Source organism: Cupriavidus laharis (assembly GCF_914271435.1).
Taxonomy (GTDB): domain Bacteria; phylum Pseudomonadota; class Gammaproteobacteria; order Burkholderiales; family Burkholderiaceae; genus Cupriavidus; species Cupriavidus laharis.
This window is the reverse complement of record NZ_CAJZAI010000004.1, coordinates 459346-478399: the sequence shown is the minus strand read 5'-3', so window position 1 is coordinate 478399 and position 19054 is coordinate 459346. Positions and strand designations below refer to the sequence as shown.

Annotated in this window: 15 protein-coding genes; 10 read left to right on the top strand and 5 right to left on the bottom strand. The window is 66.3% G+C overall.

Annotated elements, in window-relative coordinates; translation table 11 throughout:
- Positions 1 to 316: 316 nt before the first annotated feature.
- Positions 317 to 706: a hypothetical protein gene (locus LDO29_RS11980; RefSeq protein ID WP_224079997.1), complete on the top strand. Its 390-nt coding sequence runs from the start codon at positions 317 to 319 to the stop codon at positions 704 to 706.
- 75 nt (positions 707 to 781) lie between these two features.
- Here LDO29_RS11980 and LDO29_RS11975 read toward each other — a convergent pair whose 3' ends face one another.
- A complete protein-coding gene (locus LDO29_RS11975; protein WP_224079996.1) occupies positions 782 to 3898 on the bottom strand; it encodes an efflux RND transporter permease subunit in 3117 nt (1038 codons plus the stop codon).
- 8 nt (positions 3899 to 3906) lie between these two features.
- Positions 3907 to 5094: an efflux RND transporter periplasmic adaptor subunit gene (locus LDO29_RS11970; RefSeq protein WP_224079995.1), complete on the bottom strand. Its 1188-nt coding sequence runs from the start codon at positions 5092 to 5094 to the stop codon at positions 3907 to 3909.
- A 350-nt stretch (positions 5095 to 5444) separates the two neighbouring features.
- Between LDO29_RS11970 and hpnD the strand changes: the two genes are divergently transcribed.
- Together hpnD and LDO29_RS11960 are read left to right on the top strand one after the other, a co-directional pair.
- The gene (gene hpnD, locus LDO29_RS11965; protein ID WP_224079994.1) at positions 5445 to 6281 is read left to right on the top strand and encodes a presqualene diphosphate synthase HpnD; all 837 of its coding nucleotides are present in this window, start codon (positions 5445 to 5447) and stop codon (positions 6279 to 6281) included.
- 90 nt (positions 6282 to 6371) lie between these two features.
- Positions 6372 to 7637 carry a Zn-dependent hydrolase gene (locus LDO29_RS11960; RefSeq protein ID WP_224079993.1) on the top strand — a complete coding sequence of 422 codons (1266 nt, stop codon included), beginning with the start codon at positions 6372 to 6374 and terminating at the stop codon, positions 7635 to 7637.
- A 23-nt stretch (positions 7638 to 7660) separates the two neighbouring features.
- Here the strand turns inward: LDO29_RS11960 and LDO29_RS11955 are convergent, their stop codons facing one another.
- Positions 7661 to 8014: a hypothetical protein gene (locus LDO29_RS11955; protein WP_224079992.1), complete on the bottom strand. Its 354-nt coding sequence runs from the start codon at positions 8012 to 8014 to the stop codon at positions 7661 to 7663.
- Between the two features lie 276 nt (positions 8015 to 8290).
- Between LDO29_RS11955 and ompR the strand changes: the two genes are divergently transcribed.
- From ompR to LDO29_RS11925, 6 genes are all read left to right on the top strand, one after another.
- Positions 8291 to 9013, top strand: a complete 723-nt coding sequence (gene ompR, locus LDO29_RS11950) for an osmolarity response regulator transcription factor OmpR (protein ID WP_010810107.1) — start codon at positions 8291 to 8293, stop codon at positions 9011 to 9013.
- A gap of 22 nt (positions 9014 to 9035) precedes the next feature.
- Positions 9036 to 10385 (top strand): ATP-binding protein, encoded by a 1350-nt coding sequence (locus LDO29_RS11945; protein WP_224079991.1) that lies wholly within the window; start codon positions 9036 to 9038, stop codon positions 10383 to 10385.
- A 219-nt stretch (positions 10386 to 10604) separates the two neighbouring features.
- On the top strand, positions 10605 to 11912 hold the full coding sequence (gene tcuC, locus LDO29_RS11940; protein WP_224079990.1) for an MFS transporter: 1308 nt from the start codon (positions 10605 to 10607) through the stop codon (positions 11910 to 11912).
- A 262-nt stretch (positions 11913 to 12174) separates the two neighbouring features.
- The gene (locus LDO29_RS11935; protein WP_224079989.1) at positions 12175 to 12723 is read left to right on the top strand and encodes a peroxiredoxin; all 549 of its coding nucleotides are present in this window, start codon (positions 12175 to 12177) and stop codon (positions 12721 to 12723) included.
- A gap of 106 nt (positions 12724 to 12829) precedes the next feature.
- Positions 12830 to 13351: a carboxymuconolactone decarboxylase family protein gene (locus tag LDO29_RS11930; protein WP_224079988.1), complete on the top strand. Its 522-nt coding sequence runs from the start codon at positions 12830 to 12832 to the stop codon at positions 13349 to 13351.
- 164 nt (positions 13352 to 13515) lie between these two features.
- Positions 13516 to 14088 (top strand): GNAT family N-acetyltransferase, encoded by a 573-nt coding sequence (locus LDO29_RS11925; protein WP_224079987.1) that lies wholly within the window; start codon positions 13516 to 13518, stop codon positions 14086 to 14088.
- 28 nt (positions 14089 to 14116) lie between these two features.
- Here LDO29_RS11925 and ispF read toward each other — a convergent pair whose 3' ends face one another.
- Both ispF and ispD read right to left on the bottom strand, forming a co-directional pair.
- A complete protein-coding gene (gene ispF / locus LDO29_RS11920; RefSeq protein ID WP_224079986.1) occupies positions 14117 to 14626 on the bottom strand; it encodes a 2-C-methyl-D-erythritol 2,4-cyclodiphosphate synthase in 510 nt (169 codons plus the stop codon).
- Between the two features lie 3 nt (positions 14627 to 14629).
- Complete coding sequence (gene ispD, locus LDO29_RS11915) at positions 14630 to 15484, bottom strand: 2-C-methyl-D-erythritol 4-phosphate cytidylyltransferase (RefSeq protein ID WP_224079985.1); 855 nt, start codon at positions 15482 to 15484, stop codon at positions 14630 to 14632.
- 89 nt (positions 15485 to 15573) lie between these two features.
- On the opposite strand from ispD, the gene mfd reads away from it, so the two are divergent.
- Complete coding sequence (gene mfd, locus LDO29_RS11910; RefSeq protein ID WP_224079984.1) at positions 15574 to 19026, top strand: transcription-repair coupling factor; 3453 nt, start codon at positions 15574 to 15576, stop codon at positions 19024 to 19026.
- The last annotated feature ends 28 nt before the right edge of the window (positions 19027 to 19054 follow it).

The window sequence follows — 19054 nt, the reverse complement described above, 5'->3', positions numbered from 1 at the left end:
GCCGGACGGTGGCCGCGATGCTCGTTGGCACCATAGCGCGCGAAAGCAAAAAAGGCGGCTGGAACTGCCCGCCTTCCCGCGTCGCCCGCTGCCGTGCTTGCGCGCCGGCTGTGCAACGAAGCAGCGGATTGTAGCGCAAGCCTCGGGGGGAATCCAGCCCCGCCCCCGCGACATAGTGCAAGCCCTCATGTGCCTCGCCTTTCGCGATGGTAGTCCGCCATCTATGCTGAAGTTGTCGGACGCGCACCGCATGCTCGCACAACGTCGCACTGTGTGGGGCGCTCCCGCAATGCCTCAGCCCCGCACGGGAGGGGATATGAAATTACCTGCCTTGCTGTTGGCAGCTTCGGTGGCGCTTGCATGGTCATCGACGGTCAAGGCTGCCGGTTGTCAGTACGACATGCAATGCAAAGGGGAACGGATTTGCCAGCAGGGCCAGTGCGTCTACCCCGATGCGGATGAGCAGGTCGATTCCGCCGCGCCCAAGCCCGCCCCTGCCACCACCAGGACAACGCCCCCGGCGACGCCCGCCCCTGCCGTAGCCCCTGCGCCGCCACCAGCTCCGGTGCCTCGCGGGTGCTGTACGGTGGCCGGCAAGCTCAAGCTGTCCCCGGCCAGTGCCGGCGACACGACGCTGGTGGTCGGCGATGCCTGCCAGGGCCTGACGAATTCCGGCAAGCCGGTTCCCGGCACGCTTTGCAACTAGTCCTGACACCCGCAGCAATGCCTGCTTGTGCGCCAGCCCGTCGCATTGGCGACGGGCTGGTTTTGCCTGGCACGCTCAGGCAGTTACCGGCCCCACGCCCGCCTCTGGCCGCCCGACCCGGAACCATGCCGCATACAACGCCGGCAGGAACAGCAGCGTCAGCACCGTGGCGATGATCAGCCCGCCCATGATGGCCACCGCCATCGGTCCCCAGAACAGCGAACGTGACAGCGGGATCATCGCCAGCACGGCAGCCGCCGCGGTCAGGATGATCGGGCGGAAGCGGCGCACCGCCGCTTCGACGATAGCGTTCCACGCCGGCACGCCGGCCTTGATGTCCTGTTCGATCTGGTCCACCAGGATCACCGAGTTGCGGATGATCATGCCGAGGAGCGCGGTGATGCCCAACTGGGCCACGAAGCCCATCGGCGCACGCAGCAACAGCAGCGTGGCCGCAGCGCCGATCAGGCCCAGAGGACCGGTCAGGAACACCATCAGCGCGCGCGAAAAGCTGTGCAACTGAAGCATGAGCAGCGTGAAGATCAGGAAGATGCACAACGGCAGCTGCGCGGCAATCGACGCCCCCGCCTTGCCGCTCTCTTCCTCGGCCCCGGCCACCGTGATGCGGTAGCCCGGCGGCAGCTGCTCGCGCAGATTGTTGAGCAGAGGATCGATCTGCGCGGTCACGGTCGGTCCCTGGATGCCGTCCACCACATCGGCCTGCACGGTCACGCCGAAATCGCGGTTCTCGCGCCAGATCACGCCCGGCTCGGATCGCAGCGACAGACGCGCCACCTGCGTGAGCGGCACGACGCGGCCGGTATTGGTCGGCACCTGGATATTGCCGAGGTCGGACATGGCGTCGCGCTCGTTGCGCGGCGTGCGCATCATGATGTCGATCAGCTTGTCGCCGTCGCGGTACTGGCCGACCGGAATACCGGTCAGCACCGTCTGCGTGACGCGCGCGATGGAGCTGGTGGTCACGCCCAGCGCGCGTGCCTTGTCCTGGTCGATCTCCAGGCGCAGCATCTTGACGCTCTCGTTCCAGTTGTCGTTCACGCCGACCGTGTTCGGGTTCGCCCGCATCAGGGCCTTGACCCGGTCGGCCAGCTGGCGCACGCCCGCGGCGTCGGGACCGATCACACGGAACTGCACCGGGTACGCTACGGGCGGCCCGTTGGGCAGCAGCTTGACGCGCCCGCGCAATTGCGGGAACTGGCTGTTCAGCACCGCGATCACGCGCTGGCGCAACGCGTCGCGCACCTCGGTGCTGACCGGCATCACGATCACCTGCGCCACGTTGCTTTGCGGGAAGATCTGGTCCAGCGGCAGGTAGAAGCGCGGCGCGCCGGTGCCAACGAAGGTGGTCAGGCTCTGCACGTCACGGTCCCGGCGCATGACGGTCTCGAAGCGTTTGGCCGCGGCCTCCATCTGGGCGAAGCTGGTGCCCTCGGGCATCCACATCTCGACCATCAGTTCGGGCCGGCTCGAGTCCGGGAAGAACTGCTTCTCGACGAACTTGAACGCATAGATGCCCAGCCCGAACGCAACCAGCGTGACCACGATGACGGTCTTGCGCCAGGTCACGCACCAGTCGACCAGGCGCCGGAAGCTTGCATAGAACGGCGTATCGAACACCTCATGGTGCTCGCCACCTCCCGGACGCGACTTCAGCAGCAGATAGCCGAGGTAGGGCGTGAAATAGACCGCCGCCAGCCATGACAACACAAGCGCCAGCGCGGTCACGGCGAAGATCGCAAAGGTGTATTCGCCGACCGTGGATTTCGCGAGGCCCACCGGCAGGAAGCCCGCTGCCGTGATCAGCGTGCCGGTCAGCATCGGCATCGCCGTGGAGGTGTAGGCATAGGTGGCGGCCTCCATCTTGGAAAGCCCCTCCTCCAGCTTGCGCACCATCATCTCCACGGCAATGATGGCGTCATCGACCAGCAGCCCGAGCGCCACGATCAGCGCGCCCAGCGATATCTTGTGCAGGCCAATGCCGAAGATATTCATGAACAGGAAAGTCACGGCCAGCACCAGCGGGATGGTCAGCGCCACCACCAGGCCGGGGCGGGCATCCAGGCGCAGCGGCCGCGTATGCAGGCCCAGCGAGACGAAGCTGACCCCGAGCACGATCACCACGGCCTCGATCAGCACGTGCACGAACTCGCCGACCGAGCGCTTGACGGCCTGCGGCTGGTCCTGCACCTGGTCCATTTCGATGCCGACCGGCAACTGGCCGCGCAGGCGTTCGGACGCAGCGCGCAGGTTCTTGCCGAGCTCGATGATGTCCCCGCCCTTCGCCATCGAGATGCCGAGCCCGATCACGTTCTTGCCGTTGTAGCGCATGGTGCTCTGCGGCGGATCGACATAGCCGCGGTAGACGTGCGCGATGTCGCCCAGGCGGATATTCGCAATACCGATACCGTTGGGACCGCGCAGCACCAGGTTTTCCAGGTCCGACACACTGGCGAACTGGCCGGTCACGCGCACTTGCAGGTTGTCGGTCGGCGTGACCAGCACGCCGCTGCCGTTCAGGTTGTTCTGCTGCGTGATCTGGTCGGCAATGGCATTGATGTCCAGCCCGAGCTGGGCAAAGCGCGCCTGGTTGAACTCGATGTAGATCTTCTCGTCCTGCAGGCCCAGCAGCGACACCTTGGCGACCGCCGGCACGCGCAGCAGCTCCTGGCGCACCAGGTCGGCATACTCCCGCAGTTCCTTGTAGTTGAAGCCATCGGCCGACAACGCGTAGATGCTGCCGTACACGTCGCCGAACTCGTCGTTGAAATACGGGCCGCGCACGCCTGCCGGCAGTGTCTGCGCAATATCGCCGATCTTCTTGCGCACGGTGTACCAGATCTGCGCGGTCTCCTTCGCCGGAGACGTGTCCTTGAGCTGGAAGATGACCGTGGTCTCGCCGGGCTTGGAAAAGCTGCGGATCTTGTCGGCGTATGGCACTTCCTGCAGTTGCCGCTCGATCTTGTCCGTGACCTGCACCGCGATCTGCTCGGCGGTGGCGCCGGGCCAGAAGGCCTGCACCACCATTACGCGGAAGGTGAACGGCGGGTCCTCATCCTGGCCCAGCCGGAAAAACGCCAGCAGCCCGGCCAGCAACAACAACACCAGCAGGTAGCGGGTCAGCGGCTGGTGCTCCAGCGCCCAGCGCGACAGGTTGAAGCGGGAATGATCCATGCCGCGCCTCAGCCCTGTTTCGGGATAGCGGCAGCGGGCGCCGAGGCCGGGCCGACTGTCTGCATCGGCCTGACCTTCTGCCCCGGCTTGAGCAGATGCACGCCCGCCGTAACAATGGTCTGCCCGGGCGCAAGGCCCTGGCGCACCTCGATCTCGTTGCCGACGGGCTCGCCCAGCGTGACCTGTACCGGTTTGACCGTGCCGGCAGCCGGGTCATAGACCCAGACCTGGTTGCGGCCCTGCTCCTGCAGCAGCGCGGTCAGCGGCACGCGCACCGCGGGCGCGGCGCCGGTGCGCACAAAAGTCACGACGGCGGTCATGCCAAGCCTGATGTCGGCCGGCGGGTTCGGCACGGAGACGCGCGTCGCGTAGGTTCGCGTGACCGGGTCTGCCGCGGCGGCAATCTCGCGCACGCGCGCCGGCACGGCGCGTCCCGGCTCGGCCCAGGTGCGCACCGTCACATCCGCAATGCCGCGCAGCAGGTCGACCTGGTCTTCCGGCAGGCCGATGGCCACCTCCTTCTCCGCGGTCTGCGCCACCCGGATCACCGGCTGGCCAGGGGTCACCACCTGCCCGACCTCGGCATCCACTGCGGTCACCACGCCGTCGGCATCGGCAAGCAGGACGGCATAGGCGGTCTGGTTGGCCTGGCTGCGCAGGGCGGCCTCGGCCTGCCTGAGGCGCGACTCGGCGGCGTCGAAGGTAGCTTGGCGGCGATGCTGCTCGGCCGCGCTGATAAAGCCCTTGGCGAAGAGGTCGTTGTAGCGCTTGAGATCGGAGGCAGCCAGGTCTCGGTCCGTGCGTGCGGCCTCGTACTGCGCGCGCGAGCCGGCTTCGGCCAGCGACAAGTCGGTCGCATCCAGGCGCGCCAGCGGCTGGCCCTTGCGCACCACGGCGCCCACGTCTACCAGGCGCGCGGCAATCTTGCCGCCCACGCGGAAGCCCAGGCGCGACTCGACCCGGGGGCGCACGTCGCCCGAGAACTCGAACGTCGTCTTGCCGGCGTGCTGGCTCAGCTGCAGCAACCTGACCGGCCGCACTTCGGGCATGGGCTCGCTCTTCTTGCCGCAACCGGCCAGCGCCAGGGCCGCGCCTGCCAGCACGGCGGCACCCACGCGGGCAAGCCGTGGCAGGAAACAGGAAGCAGTCTTGGGATCAACGGCCGCGACTTCCGGCACTTGGCAATGCACTGGCATGGATAAGCAGCGAATCGAACAACGTGGGAGAGGCTGGCGCGGCCGGCTCAGACGCCCTGTGAAGCACAATCAGCAGGACAACGGATATGCGCGGGCAATTAATAACTGGCCGGTCAGCAATATAGCGACCCCCCTCAGGTGCGTCAAACGCCGGGCGACGAAACGGCCGGAATGACCACCGAACCTTCCCTCTAGACGGATGAACCGCGCCAAATATGCCAGGCGGCTCCGCCCGGGGTGCAGCCGGGTGAACACCCGGGCCCGCAGCAGGGCAATGCTACAATCCGGCCCGCCGCCAGGCCCTGACGCCGCCCGCATTTCCCCACACCTCTCACCAGACCGAGACCGGCGTGACGCCCGATCAGTATTGCCAAGAGAAAGTCGCCCAGAGCGGCTCCAGCTTCTATTACAGCTTCCTGTTCCTGCCGCCGGAGCGCCGGCGCGCCATCACGGCACTCTACGCCTGGTGCCGTGAGGTCGACGATGTGGTCGATGATACCCATGACCCCGGCCTGGCCCACCAGCAGCTGGACTGGTGGCGCGGCGAGCTGCGCCGGCTGTTCGAAGGCGAACCGACCCATCCCGTCACGCAGGCCCTGCGCCCGCACGTCAAGGCCGCCGGCCTGCCGCATGCCGAAATGTCCGAGGTTCTGGACGGCATGGAAATGGACCTGACCCAGAGCCGCTATCTCGACGAAGCCGGCCTGAACCGCTATTGCCACTGCGTGGCCGGCGTGGTGGGAACGCTCAGTGCACGGCTGTTCGGTTACTCCGACCCCCGCACGCTGGTATTTGCCGAGAAGCTCGGCCTGTCACTGCAACTGGTCAACATCCTGCGTGACGTGGGCGAGGACGCCCGCCGCGGCCGCATCTACCTGCCGGTGGACACGCTGCAGCGCTTCCAGGTGCCGGCTTCGGATATCCTGCAGGGCAAGCACTCCGAGCGCTTTGTCGCGCTGATGCAGTATCACGCCGGACGCGCCCGCACGCTGTACCGCGAAGCGCTGGAACTGCTGCCGCGCCAGGACCGCCGCGCCCAGCGCGCCGGCCTGCTGATGGGAGCCATCTACCATGCCCTGCTCGACGAAATCGAGCGCAGCGACTTCCAGGTGCTGAGCCAGCGTATTGCGCTCACGCCGTTGCGCAAGCTGTGGATCGCCTGGAAGACGTGGGTGCGCAACAGCTAAGTCGCTGAAACCCATTCACCCGGCGGGCCGCCCGCGTTCCGGTCTGCCGCGATGTTTTGCCCTTGCACCGCGCCGTACATCACAGCAGCCATGACCCGGAACCTCCACCCGCTCGGACAGAGCATCCTTGACCGCGCCGAAGCGCTCGCCCAGTTCTCCGACATGGAAGGCGGTCTCACCTGCGCTTTCCTCACGCCTGCGCACCGGTCCACCCAGGCCCTGCTCGCGCAATGGATGGAAGCAGCCGGCATGCAGGTGCGCATCGACGCCATCGGCAACGTGATCGGCCGGTATGCCGCGGACCCGGCTGCCGGCGGCGACGCGCGCGTGCTGATGACCGGCTCGCACTTCGACACCGTGCGCAATGGCGGGCGCTATGACGGTCGCCTCGGCATCCTGCTGCCGATCGCCGTAGTCGGCGCGCTCAATGAGGCGGGCATCCGCCTGCCCTACCACCTCGATGTCGTCGGCTTCGCCGAAGAGGAAGGCCTGCGCTTCAAGACCAGCTTCCTGGCCAGCAGCGTGCTCGCCGGCCGCTTCGATCCGGCGCTGCTGGTCCGCACGGATGCCGACGGGATAACGATGCGCGAGGCGCTAGCCGCCTCCGACCTGCCCGGCAACGGTGAACTCGCGGCACTGCAGGCTGCCGCCGTGGACCCGACCACCTTGCTCGGCTTTGTCGAAGTCCACATCGAACAGGGACCGGTGCTGCTGGACAAGGGCCTGCCGCTCGGCGTCGTGACGCAGATCGCCGGCAGCAGCCGCTTCCAGGTGCGCGTCGAGGGACAGGCCAGCCATGCCGGCACCACGCCGATGGGCATGCGCCGGGACGCCGCTGCCGGCGCCGCCGAGATGATCCTGCTGGTGGAGTCGCGATGCAGCGCTGTCCCGACCCTGGTTGGCACCGCAGGCCAGCTGCAGGTGCCAGATGGGTCGAGCAATGTCATTCCCGCTGCCTGCACCTTTTCGATGGACATCCGCGCTGGCGAGGACGGCATCCGCGAAGCCGCCATTGCCGACATCGTCGCCGGCATCCAGCAGATCGCGGCGCGGCGCGGCCTGTCCGCCCAGGTGGATCGGGTCAAGCCGGTCGACAACGCGCCGTGCGCGCGCTGGCTGATGGACCAGTTCGGCGCAGTGCTGCGCAAGCGCGGGCTGCGCGCGTTCGAACTGCCGTCCGGCGCGGGGCACGACGCCATGATGATGCAGCGCATCACTGACGTCGCCATGCTGTTCGTGCGTTGCGGAAACGGCGGTATCAGCCATAACCCGCTGGAAACCATCACCGCCGAAGACGCGCAGCTGGCCGCCGAGGTCTTTGTGGACTTCTTGCGGCACTTCCAGCAGCAGGCCTGAATGGGCGAAGCCGTCCGGCGGCGTCAGCCGCCCTGGTACATCTCGCGCCCCAGGTCGTAGAGGTTCTGGCGCAGCTTGCGGCGCTCGTCCGGCGACAGGCTGGAGCCTGAACGGCCCTGGCGACCGCTGCGCTCGGCCTCGCGCTGTTCGGCCCGGTGGCGTTCGGCGCGGGCGCGGGCCTCGCGCTGGCCGGCGCCGGCTTCGCTGGCGTGGGTGGATGGGCGCTCATGCCCGTGCAGCAGGTTGGCCATGCCGGCCGACTGGGCGCAGGCCGGCCGTGGCGCCGCACACAGCCACAGCGCCGTACCGGCGAGCACCAGACAGGCGCCAGCGGCGCCGTGCAAGGTCAGCCCATGCCGGTTACGGTTCACTTTCATTGATAATGGCGTTTTGGGCTTCGGGATTTGCAGCCGCATGGACTGCCTGAAGCCGGAAATTCGGTACCCCGTCCGCGCAGTCGCCGCAATGCAATATGCAGCTGGCCGCAGATAATCCGGTGCAATACCAACTCCGACCGGAATATGGCAGTGCGCGAAAGACGGTATGCGGCAGTGTAATGGCAGGGTTCGTGCATGCCGCCATACGTCAGGGTAAAGTATGTAACGTTTTGTTAAGCCATTTTGAGCGAAAGCGATAGTCGCTAAGATACCGCCATGGAAAATACCAGCCACAAGATTCTCGTCGTGGACGACGACCCGCGCCTGCGCGATCTGCTGCGCCGCTACCTGGGCGAACAGGGTTTTACGGTACTGGTGGCGGAGAATGCCACCGCCATGAACAAGCTCTGGCTGCGCGAGCGCTTCGACCTGCTGGTGCTTGACCTGATGATGCCCGGCGAAGACGGCCTGTCCATCTGCCGCCGCCTGCGTGGCGCCAACGACCAGACGCCGATCATCATGCTGACCGCCAAGGGCGAGGACGTCGACCGCATCGTCGGCCTGGAAATGGGCGCCGACGACTACCTGCCCAAGCCGTTCAACCCGCGCGAGCTGATTGCCCGCATCCATGCCGTGCTGCGCCGCAAGGGGCCGGCCGAAGTGCCCGGCGCACCGTCGGAAACGCCCGAGACCTTTGCCTTCGGCGATTTCGTGCTGAACCTGGCCACCCGCACGCTGACCAAGAACGACGAGGAAATCACACTGACCACGGGCGAGTTTTCCGTGCTCAAGGTTTTTGCCCGCCATCCCCGCCAGCCACTGTCGCGCGAAAAGCTGATGGAAATGGCGCGCGGCCGCGAATACGAAGTGTTCGACCGCAGCCTGGACGTGCAGATTTCGCGCCTGCGCAAGCTGATCGAGCCCGATCCGAGCAACCCGCGCTTTATCCAGACGGTGTGGGGCCTGGGCTATGTGTTCATTCCCGATGGCGTGAAGTAAACCGGTCGGCCGCGCTACCATCGTGCCGACCGTCATTGGCCGTACGGCCACGCGTTTCTTTGGTTCGCTGTTCTGGCGGACCTTCATGCTGATCGCGCTCCTGCTGGCCATTTCGCTGGGCATCTGGTTCCAGAGCTACCGGCTGTTCGAGCGCGCCCCGCGCGCGCAGCAGATCGCCATGCAGGTAGTCAGCGTGGTCAAGCTCACGCGCGCGGCCCTGCTCTATTCGGATCCGGCCCGGCGCCGTTTCCTGCTGCTTGACCTTGTGCAGAACGAAGGCATCAAGGTTTATCCGCGCGAAAAAGACGACGATTTCGCTGCGCCTACCGCCAACCCGTTCCTGACCCAGCTCGTGCAGCAGGAAATCCGCAGCCGGCTAGGCGAGGACACGGTGCTTGCCACCACCGTCAACGATATTCCGGGGGTATGGGTCAGCTTCGAGATCGAGGGCGACGACTACTGGGTCGCGATCAGTCCGGAGCGTTTCGAGCGCGTGTCCGGCATCCAGTGGCTATGGTGGAGTATTGCGGCATTGCTGCTGTCGATCATCGGCGCCGCGTTCATTACCGCGCGCGTCAACTACCCGCTCAAGCGCCTGGCCAACGCCGCGCGCGAGATCGGTGCGGGCGGCGACCCGCCATTGCTGCCTGAGCATGGCGCCAGCGAAGTGGCACTGGCCAACCACAGCTTCAACCAGATGGTGCGCGACCTGCGCCAGCTCGACGACGACCGCGCGGTCATGCTGGCCGGCATCTCGCACGACCTGCGCACGCCGCTCACGCGCCTGCGCCTGGAAACCGAGATGTCCCCGGCGGACAACGCCACGCGCGAAGCGATGATCACCGACATCGAGCAGATGGATGCCATCATCGGCCAGTTCCTGAACTATGCGCGGCCGCCGCTCGAGATGGTGGAGCCGGTCGACCTGTCGGCGCTGGTCAACGATGCAGTGGGTGTCTACGCCGCGCACGACGACGTGCGGGTGCAGGTGCGCGCCACCGAGCCGGTCATGGCCGTGGCCAATCGCATGGAGGTCCAGCGCATTCTGGACAACCTGGTCGAAAACGCGCGCCGCTATGCCAAGAACGACGAGACCGGCATCGCTGAAGTCGAAATCACCACGAAGCTCGATGACAAGGATGCCGTGCTCACCGTGGCGGACAACGGCAAGGGCGTGCCCGAGACGCAGCTCTCGCTGCTGACCCGCCCCTTCTATCGCCTGGACAGCGCGCGCAGCGAAGCCAAGGGGGCGGGCCTCGGCATGTCGATCGTTAACCGTATCCTGCAGCGCAATGGCGGGCGGCTCGTGCTGTCCAACCGCTCGGCGCCGAACACGGGCCTGGTGGTCAGTGCCTGCTTCCGACGCGCCTGAGAAATCCACTGACAGGTTTTCGACAGTTACTGATAGCGATCTGAAAGGTCTTTGACAGGGCATTGACAGCGTCGCGGCGCACACTGGCGCCGGTCAGCAGGGCCGATGCAAGCGCATCCTCCCAGCCACGGCGACGCCTGCTGACTCCTCCCCATGCCTGGCTGGCTCACTGAACAACCATGCGCCGGAACCCACCGGCGGTGTCCGAGAGAGACAGCCATGTCAGAGACCTCCCAAACCTCCGGCCAGCAGCACGGGCAGCACGGATTCAAGACCGTGTTCCGCGTGGTCAGCGGCAACTTCCTGGAAATGTATGACTTCATGGTGTACGGCTTCTATGCCGCGGCCATTGCCAGGACCTTCTTCCCCAGCGGCGACGAGTTCGCCTCGCTGATGCTGTCGCTGGCCACCTTCGGCGCCGGCTTCCTGATGCGCCCGCTGGGCGCCATCGTGCTGGGCGCGTACATCGACCACCACGGCCGCCGCAAGGGCCTGATCGTCACGCTCGCGCTGATGGCGCTAGGTACGCTGCTGATCGCGTGCGTGCCGGGCTATGCGTCGATCGGCGTGGCAGCGCCGCTGCTGGTGCTGGCCGGCCGCCTGCTGCAAGGCTTCTCGGCCGGCGTGGAACTGGGCGGCGTCTCGGTTTACCTGTCGGAAATCGCCACGCCGGGCCGCAAGGGCTTCTACGTGAGCTGGCAATCGGCCAGCCAGCAGGTCGCGGTGATCTTCGCCGGCCTGCTCGGCGTGATCCTGCATGCCACGCTGGCACCGCAGCAGATGGATGACTGGGGCTGGCGCGTGCCGTTCCTGATCGGTTGCCTGATCGTGCCGTTCCTGTTCCTGATCCGCCGCTCGCTGGAAGAGACCGAGGAATTCAAGGCTCGCAAGCATCGCCCGACCGTGCGCGAGATCTACCGCTCCATGGCCGAGAACTGGCGCATCATCGTGGCCGGCTGCATGATGGTCGTGATGACCACGGTGTCGTTCTACATGATCACCGCCTACACACCCACCTTCGGCAAGACAGTGCTCAAGCTCGGTGACGTCGACAACCTGATCGTCACCATGTGCGTGGGCCTGTCGAACTTCATCTGGCTGCCGGTGATGGGCGCGCTGTCCGACCGCATCGGCCGCAAGCCGCTGCTTGTGTTCTTCACCGCGGCCACGCTGCTCACCGTCTATCCCGCCGTGTCGTGGCTGGTGGCCGAGCCCTCGTTCTCGCGCCTGCTGATGGTCGAACTGTGGCTGTCCTTCCTGTATGGCAGCTATAACGGTGCGATGGTGGTCACGCTGACCGAGGTCATGCCACCCGCAGTGCGCACCGCCGGTTTCTCGCTGGCATACAGCCTGGCCACGGCACTGTTCGGCGGCTTCACGCCGGCCGTGTCCACCTACCTGATCCACGCCACCGGCAACAAGGCCGCGCCGGGCCTGTGGCTGATGTTCGCCGCCGCATGCGGCCTGGTCGCCACCCTGATCATCTTCCGCGCGCGCGGCGGCCAGCCCGCGCTGCGCCCTGCCTGACATGGCAGCGTGCCGTTCATGCCACGCCAGCCACGCGGCCGGCCGTGGCATACTTCCCGCTTGCGCGAACTGCCATGCGCGACGATTAAGATCGCCATGCGGCGCCGCCTATCGGGCTGTTTGAGAATTTCAATTAGCCCTGCAGTGCGTCCTGACGCATAATCTCGCCTTGTCGCGGCGCACCAAAAGCGCCGGCTCCGGCCGGCGGCAGAGTTGCCCGCATTTGCACAAACTCTCTCTTCAACCGTATCAGGAGAAGTCTATGAAGACCGTTGGTGACAAGCTCGAAGCCTTCAACGTCGTTGGCGTCAAGCCGGGTTTCAACAACCATGAGGAAAACGGCCAGTCGGCTTTCGAAGACATCACCGAAAAGTCGTTCGAAGGCAAGTGGAAGATCATCTACTTCTACCCGAAGGACTTCACGTTCGTGTGCCCGACCGAAATCGTGGCATTCGCCAAGCTGAACGGCGATTTCGCTGACCGCGATGCGATCGTGCTGGGCGGCTCGACCGACAACGAGTTCGTGAAGCTGGCATGGCGCCGCGAGCACAAGGACCTGAACAAGCTGAACCAGTGGCAATTCGCCGACGTGACCGGCTCGCTGGTGGACCAGCTGGGCGTGCGTGACCAGGCTGCCGGCGTGGCCCTGCGCGCGACCTTCATCGTCGACCCGCACAACGTGATCCAGCACGTTTCGGTCAACAACCTGAACGTCGGCCGCAACCCGGAAGAAGTGCTGCGTATCCTGGACGGTCTGCAAACGGACGAACTGTGCCCGTGCAACCGTGCTGTTGGCGGCGCAACGCTGTAATTGCTGCAAGGTCGCCGGTCATTCACGGCGACTCGCGGAGGGACATCCCCTCCGCCCCAAACCCGCGCAGGCGGGTTTTTTGAGCCCTGATCGATAGGAGAATTAAATGGAATTCCTTAGCACGATTAAGAATCTTATCCCGGACTACGCCAAGGACATCCGCCTCAACGTGGACGGCACCATCGCGCGCTCCTCGCTCGAGGGCAATGACGCCGTGGGCGTGGCACTGGCCGCCGCCTTCGCTGCGCAGTCCAAGGTGCTCGTGGATGCGATCCGCAACGCCGGCGTGCTGTCTGCCGAGGAAGTCAATGGCGCGCTGACCGCCGCCGCGCTGATGGGCATGAACAACGTCTGGTATCCGTATGTCGAGATGGCGGACGACCCGGACCTGGCGAGCCAGCCGGCCGGCCTGCGCATGAACGCATACGCCACCCATGGCGGCGTCGACAAGCGCCGCTTCGAAATGTACGCGTTGGCCGCCTCGATCGTCGGCAAGTGCCATTTCTGCGTGAAATCGCACTACCAGTTGCTCAAGAACGAGCAAGGCATGACGTCGCAGCAACTGCGCGACGTCGGCCGCATTGCTGCGGTGATCGCCGCGGCAGCCAACGTGATCGCCGCCCAGTAAGACAAGCGCACAAACGCGCTACCACAACAGCCGGCAGCTTCCCAGCGGGAATTTGCCGGCTGTTTGCATGGTGCAACCGCTGCAGCCGCCGATGGCTCCACTCGCGCAGTGAACGGCCTACAATCCAGACAGGACATGAACACTGGCATCTGAGCCCCCGCACCATGAGCATCCTGCCTTCGCCGACCTCTCCGCGCTTCCACTACCGCCTGGCCACCGTCCAGGACTGGGGTGACATTGCCACTGTCACGCAGCAGGCCTACTCGCAGTACGAACTGGAGATCATGGAGGACTGCCGCGCCTCGTTCCAGCGCGGCATGCAGGCGGTGCTGGCCACCAGCCACCCCGACATGGAATGGTGGGTGGCCGAGACTGAACACGGCATCATCGGCGCCGTCCTCTTCTGCCACCCGGGCGCGACACTGCCCGCGCTGGATGGCAGCACCATCACGCTGACCCAGCCCGAGGCCCGGCTGCTTTCCGTCAGCCCGGAGGCCCGCGGCCTGGGGCTGGGGCATACGCTGATGCAGATCTGCATCCAGCGCGCGCGCGACATCGGCGCCCCCACCCTGCTCGTGCGGACCATGCCGGAGATGGCGTCGGCCAACCGGCTGTGCCAGCAGATGGGATTCGCCAAGCGGACTGAAGCCGGCGCCCGCACGGGCGCCATGGCCCGGCTGATCGACTACAGCTACGCCATCACGCCGGAAAACGCCCCCGCGCCAGCCAAGGCATAGCGCAGCTCAAGGGAGGGACAGGGCGCGCTCAGTCCTGCGCGCCTGTTGCCGCACCGCGCCAGATCAGGACTACGGCCTGTGCGACGATGCCTTCCTGTCGCCCTTCGAAGCCGAGCTTCTCGTTGGTCTTGGCCTTGACGTTGCAGCGCGCCGCCGGCACACCCAGGTCTTCGGCGATGTTGGCGACCATGCCCGCAATATGCGGCGCCAGCCTGGGCTGCTGCGCGATCACCGAGGCATCGACATTGCCAATCTCATAGCCGGCTTCGCGCACGCGGCTAGCAGCCTCGCGCAGCAGCACGCGGCTGTCGGCGCCAGCGAACTGGGCATCCGTGTCCGGGAAATGCCGCCCGATATCGCCAAGCCCGGCCGCGCCGAACAGCGCGTCGGTAATCGCGTGCAGCAGCGCATCGGCATCCGAGTGCCCGAGCAATCCCCGGTCATGCGGAATATGCACGCCCCCCAGGATCAGCTTGCGGCCGGGCACGAGTGCGTGGACGTCATAGCCCTGCCCCACGCGGATATCAACTGGCATCATCGATCAGGCTCCTGAATCGGCAGGCCGCGCAGGCGTGGTGCCGAGCAGCACCTCGGCCAGCGCAAAGTCTTCCGGGTATGTCACTTTGAAGTTGCGCAGCGAACCGTTGACCAGGCGCGGATGCAAGCCCAGCCGTTCGATCGCGCTGGCCTCGTCGGTCACTACGGCGCCGGCGGCCAGCGCATCCTGCAAGGCCTGGCGCAGCACGCCGAGCCGGAACATCTGCGGCGTCTGGGCCTGCCACAGGCCGTCGCGTGGAACCGTGGTGCCGATGCGCGTGCCGGCATCGGCGCGCTTGAGCGTGTCGGGCACGGGCACGGCCAGGATACCGCCGATCGCGGCATCGGGATCATCGTCGCTGTCGCTTTCGACCGCGCGCACCAGCGTGTGGATCATCGCCGGCGTCAGGCCCGGACGCGCCGCGTCATGCACCAGCACCCAGTCGGTGTCGAGGGCCCCTAGCTGCGCCAGGTGATGCAACCCCGCCAGGACCGAGGCATGCCGGGTATCGCCACCGACAAAGGCGGTATCAAAGCGCAGGCCGGCAAAGACGTCGGCACCGAAGCGGGACTCCAGCGGCATGTCATCGGGCGCCAGCACCAGCGCCGTGGCGCTGATGGCATCGCAGGCCGAAAACGCCGCCAGGGCGTACCAGATCATGGGCCGGCCCGCGATGGGCTGGTATTGCTTGGGCACGGAGCCGCCCGCGCGGCTGCCGGTACCGGCACAAGGAATCAGGGCGAAGCGGCGGTCGGGCACAGGATCGGGATGAAAAGGCAATATGCGTTGAAGGCGGCACGGCAGCAGCCTGCGCCACGCCGGAGCGCATTCTATAATACGGCCCTTGTTTGCCGCCATGCCGCCACGGCATGCGGTGCACGCCGTGCCCCCGCCCGCGCTGCCGGCGGGGTGTTGTCGTTGTCGTCGTTGATCCCGACCGCTGCCCGATGCCTGACGCCGCCCCCGCCTTTCCCTTCGCCAACCTGCCCCTGGTCAAGCCCGGGCTGCGCCACAACATGCCTGGCCTGCACGGCTCCGCCGACGCACTGGCCATTGCCGCCTATGCACGCCAGCATCGCGGCCACGTGCCGATGCTGGCAGTGGTCTGCGCCAACGCGGTCGACGCCCAGCGCCTGGCCGATGAAATCCCGTGGTTTGCGCCGGAGTTGCGCGTGCGCCTGCTGCCGGACTGGGAAACGCTGCCTTACGACAGCTTCTCGCCTCACCAGGACCTGGTGTCCGAACGGCTCGCGACGCTGCACGACATCCAGGGCGGCCAGTGCGACGTGATGCTGGTGCCGGCCTCCACGGCGCTTTACCGGCTGGCGCCGCCGTCCTTCCTGGCTGCCTATACCTTCTTCTTCAAGCAGGGGGAGCGGCTGGACGAGGCCGCCCTCAAGGCGCAGTTCACGCTGGCCGGCTATGAGCACGTCAGTGCGGTCATGCGGCCGGGCGAGTACAGCGTGCGCGGCGGGCTGATCGACCTGTACCCGATGGGCTCGGCGCTGCCCTACCGTATCGACCTCTTCGGCGACGAGATCGAGACCATCCGCGCCTTCGATCCCGACACCCAGCGCAGCCTGTACCCGGTCAAGGAAGTCCGCTTGCTGCCGGGGCGCGAGTTTCCGCTCGACGAAGCGGCCCGCACCGCGTTCCGTGGCCGCTGGCGCGAAGTCTTCGAAGGCGACCCAAGCAAGTCGCCGATCTACAAGGACATTGGCAACGGCGTGCCCTCCGCCGGCATCGAGTACTACCTGCCGCTGTTCTTCGAGTCCAGCGCGACCCTGTTCGACTACCTGCCAGCCGACACCCAACTCGCATTCGCCGGCAAGGTGGACGAAGCCATCCGCCGCTTCTGGGCCGATACCACCCAGCGCTACGACTTCATGCGGCATGACCGCGAGCGCCCGCTGCTGCCACCGCCGCAACTGTTCCTGTCCGAGGAGCAGTTCTTCGTCGCGGCCAAGCCGCTGGCGCGGCTGGTGCTGCCAACCGAACCCTCAACCGGAGACCAGCCGGCCTTCGCAGCGAGCCTGCCCAATGTCTCGGTGAACCGGCGCGCGGAAGATCCGCTGGTAAACCTCGAAGCGCTGCTGCTGGACAAGAGCACGCGCGTGCTGATGTGCGCCGACACCGCCGGCCGCCGCGAGACCCTGCTGCAATTGTTCGCTGAAAGCGGCCTGCGCCCGCAGCCCGTGGATGACTTTGCCGCTTTCCTGGCTGGCGAGTCGCATTTCAGCATTGCCGTGGCGCCGCTGCACAGCGGCTTCATGCTGCCCGGCGCGAAGCTGGCCTTTGTAACGGAAGCCGAGCTCTATGCCGGCACCGCGCGCCGCGCGGGCCGCCGCAAGCAGGAACAGGCCACGGCCGTCGATTCGATGGTGCGCGACCTCGCCGAACTGAAGATTGGCGACCCGGTGGTACACAGCGAACACGGCATCGGCCGTTACCACGGCCTGGTGTCGCTCGACCTGGGCCAGGGCGAGGAAGAGTTCCTGCACCTGGAATACGACAAGGGCAGCAAGCTGTACGTGCCGGTGCACCAGCTCCACGTGATCTCGCGCTACTCGGGCGCCGATCCGGAAACCGCGCCGCTGCATCACCTCGGCTCCGGCCAGTGGGAAAAGGCCAAGCGCCGCGCCGCGCAGCAGATCCGCGACACCGCCGCCGAACTGCTGAACCTGTACGCGCGCCGCGCAGCCCGCGAAGGCTTCTCGTTCCCGCTTTCGCCCAAGGACTATGAGACCTTTGCCGAGAGCTTCGGCTTCGAGGAAACACCCGACCAGGCCGCGGCCATTGCGGCGGTCATTGCCGACATGACCTCGGGCAAGCCGATGGACCGCCTGGTGTGCGGCGACGTCGGCTTCGGCAAGACCGAGGTCGCGCTGCGCGCAGCCTTCGTCGCCGTGCTGGGTGGCAAGCAGGTAGCCATGTTGGCGCCAACCACGCTGCTGGCCGAACAGCATTTCCAGACGCTGTCGGACCGCTTTGCCGAATGGCCGGTGCGTATCGTGGAACTGTCGCGCTTCAAGACGAAGAAGGAAATCGACGCGGCGGTGAAGCAGATCAACGAGGGCACGGTCGATATCGTGATCGGCACGCACAAGCTACTCTCCGACGAAGTCAAGTTCCAGCGCCTGGGACTGGTGATCATCGACGAGGAACACCGCTTCGGCGTGCGGCAGAAGGAAGCGCTCAAGACGCTGCGCGCCGAGGTCGACGTGCTGACGCTCACGGCAACCCCGATCCCGCGTACGCTCGGCATGGCGCTCGAAGGCCTGCGCGATTTCTCGGTGATCGCCACGGCGCCGCAGAAGCGGCTGGCCATCAAGACCTTCGTGCGGCGCGAGGAAGATGGCGTGATCCGCGAAGCCATCCTGCGCGAGCTCAAGCGCGGCGGGCAGGTCTACTTCCTGCACAACGAAGTCGAGACCATCGAGAACAAGCGCGCGAAGCTGGCTGAACTGGTACCGGAAGCGCGCATTGCGGTGGCGCACGGCCAGATGCACGAGCGCGAGCTGGAACGCGTGATGCGGGACTTCGTCTCGCGGCGCGACAACATCCTGCTGTGCACCACCATCATCGAAACCGGCATCGACGTGCCGACTGCCAACACCATCCTGATCCATCGCGCCGACAAATTCGGCCTGGCGCAGCTACACCAGTTGCGCGGGCGGGTCGGGCGCTCGCACCACCAGGCCTATGCCTATCTGCTCGTGCATGACGTGGACGGTCTCACCAGGCAGGCCGGGCGCCGGCTCGAAGCCATCCAGCAGATGGAGGAGCTTGGCTCAGGCTTCTACCTGGCCATGCACGACCTGGAGATCCGCGGCGCCGGCGAGGTGCTCGGCGACAAGCAGTCGGGCGAGATCCACGAGATCGGCTTCCAGCTCTACACCGACATGCTCAACGCAGCGGTCAAGGCGCTCAAGGCCGGCAAGGAGCCGGACCTGATGGCGCCGCTGGCGGCAACCACCGAGATCAATCTCGGCACACCCGCGCTGCTGCCCAACGACTACTGCGCCGACGTGCACGAACGCCTGTCGCTGTACAAGCGCCTGGCCAACTGCGAAACCCCGGAGCGCGTGGACGACATCCAGGAAGAGCTGATCGACCGCTTTGGCCGCATGCCGCCGCAGGCGCAGGCGCTGGTGGAGACTCACCGGCTGCGCATTGCCGCGGCGCCGCTGGGAGTACGCAAGATCGATGCGGGTGAAGCGACGATCAGCGTACAGTTCGTGCCGAACCCGCCCATCGACGCGCTCAGGATCATCGATCTGGTACAGAAGAACCGCCATATCAAGCTGGCAGGGCAGGACAAGCTGCGCATCGAGGCCAAGATGCCTGACGTGGTCGTACGCGCGCAGACCATCAAGCAGACACTGCGCCAACTGGCGTAGCAAATGCTGCGGGGCGGCTGGCCCGTCG

What these genes read in the sequence shown, in the direction of transcription:
- LDO29_RS11980 (WP_224079997.1), top strand. Translation starts at nt 317, where the DNA reads ATGAAATTACCTGCCTTGCTGTTGGCAGCTTCGGTGGCGCTTGCATGG.
- LDO29_RS11975 (WP_224079996.1), bottom strand. Translation starts at nt 3,898, where the DNA reads ATGGATCATTCCCGCTTCAACCTGTCGCGCTGGGCGCTGGAGCACCAG.
- LDO29_RS11970 (WP_224079995.1), bottom strand. Translation starts at nt 5,094, where the DNA reads ATGCCAGTGCATTGCCAAGTGCCGGAAGTCGCGGCCGTTGATCCCAAG.
- LDO29_RS11960 (WP_224079993.1), top strand. Translation starts at nt 6,372, where the DNA reads ATGACCCGGAACCTCCACCCGCTCGGACAGAGCATCCTTGACCGCGCC.
- LDO29_RS11955 (WP_224079992.1), bottom strand. Translation starts at nt 8,014, where the DNA reads ATGAAAGTGAACCGTAACCGGCATGGGCTGACCTTGCACGGCGCCGCT.
- ompR (WP_010810107.1), top strand. Translation starts at nt 8,291, where the DNA reads ATGGAAAATACCAGCCACAAGATTCTCGTCGTGGACGACGACCCGCGC.
- tcuC (WP_224079990.1), top strand. Translation starts at nt 10,605, where the DNA reads ATGTCAGAGACCTCCCAAACCTCCGGCCAGCAGCACGGGCAGCACGGA.
- LDO29_RS11935 (WP_224079989.1), top strand. Translation starts at nt 12,175, where the DNA reads ATGAAGACCGTTGGTGACAAGCTCGAAGCCTTCAACGTCGTTGGCGTC.
- LDO29_RS11930 (WP_224079988.1), top strand. Translation starts at nt 12,830, where the DNA reads ATGGAATTCCTTAGCACGATTAAGAATCTTATCCCGGACTACGCCAAG.
- LDO29_RS11925 (WP_224079987.1), top strand. Translation starts at nt 13,516, where the DNA reads ATGAGCATCCTGCCTTCGCCGACCTCTCCGCGCTTCCACTACCGCCTG.
- ispF (WP_224079986.1), bottom strand. Translation starts at nt 14,626, where the DNA reads ATGATGCCAGTTGATATCCGCGTGGGGCAGGGCTATGACGTCCACGCA.
- ispD (WP_224079985.1), bottom strand. Translation starts at nt 15,484, where the DNA reads ATGGCGGCAAACAAGGGCCGTATTATAGAATGCGCTCCGGCGTGGCGC.
- mfd (WP_224079984.1), top strand. Translation starts at nt 15,574, where the DNA reads ATGCCTGACGCCGCCCCCGCCTTTCCCTTCGCCAACCTGCCCCTGGTC.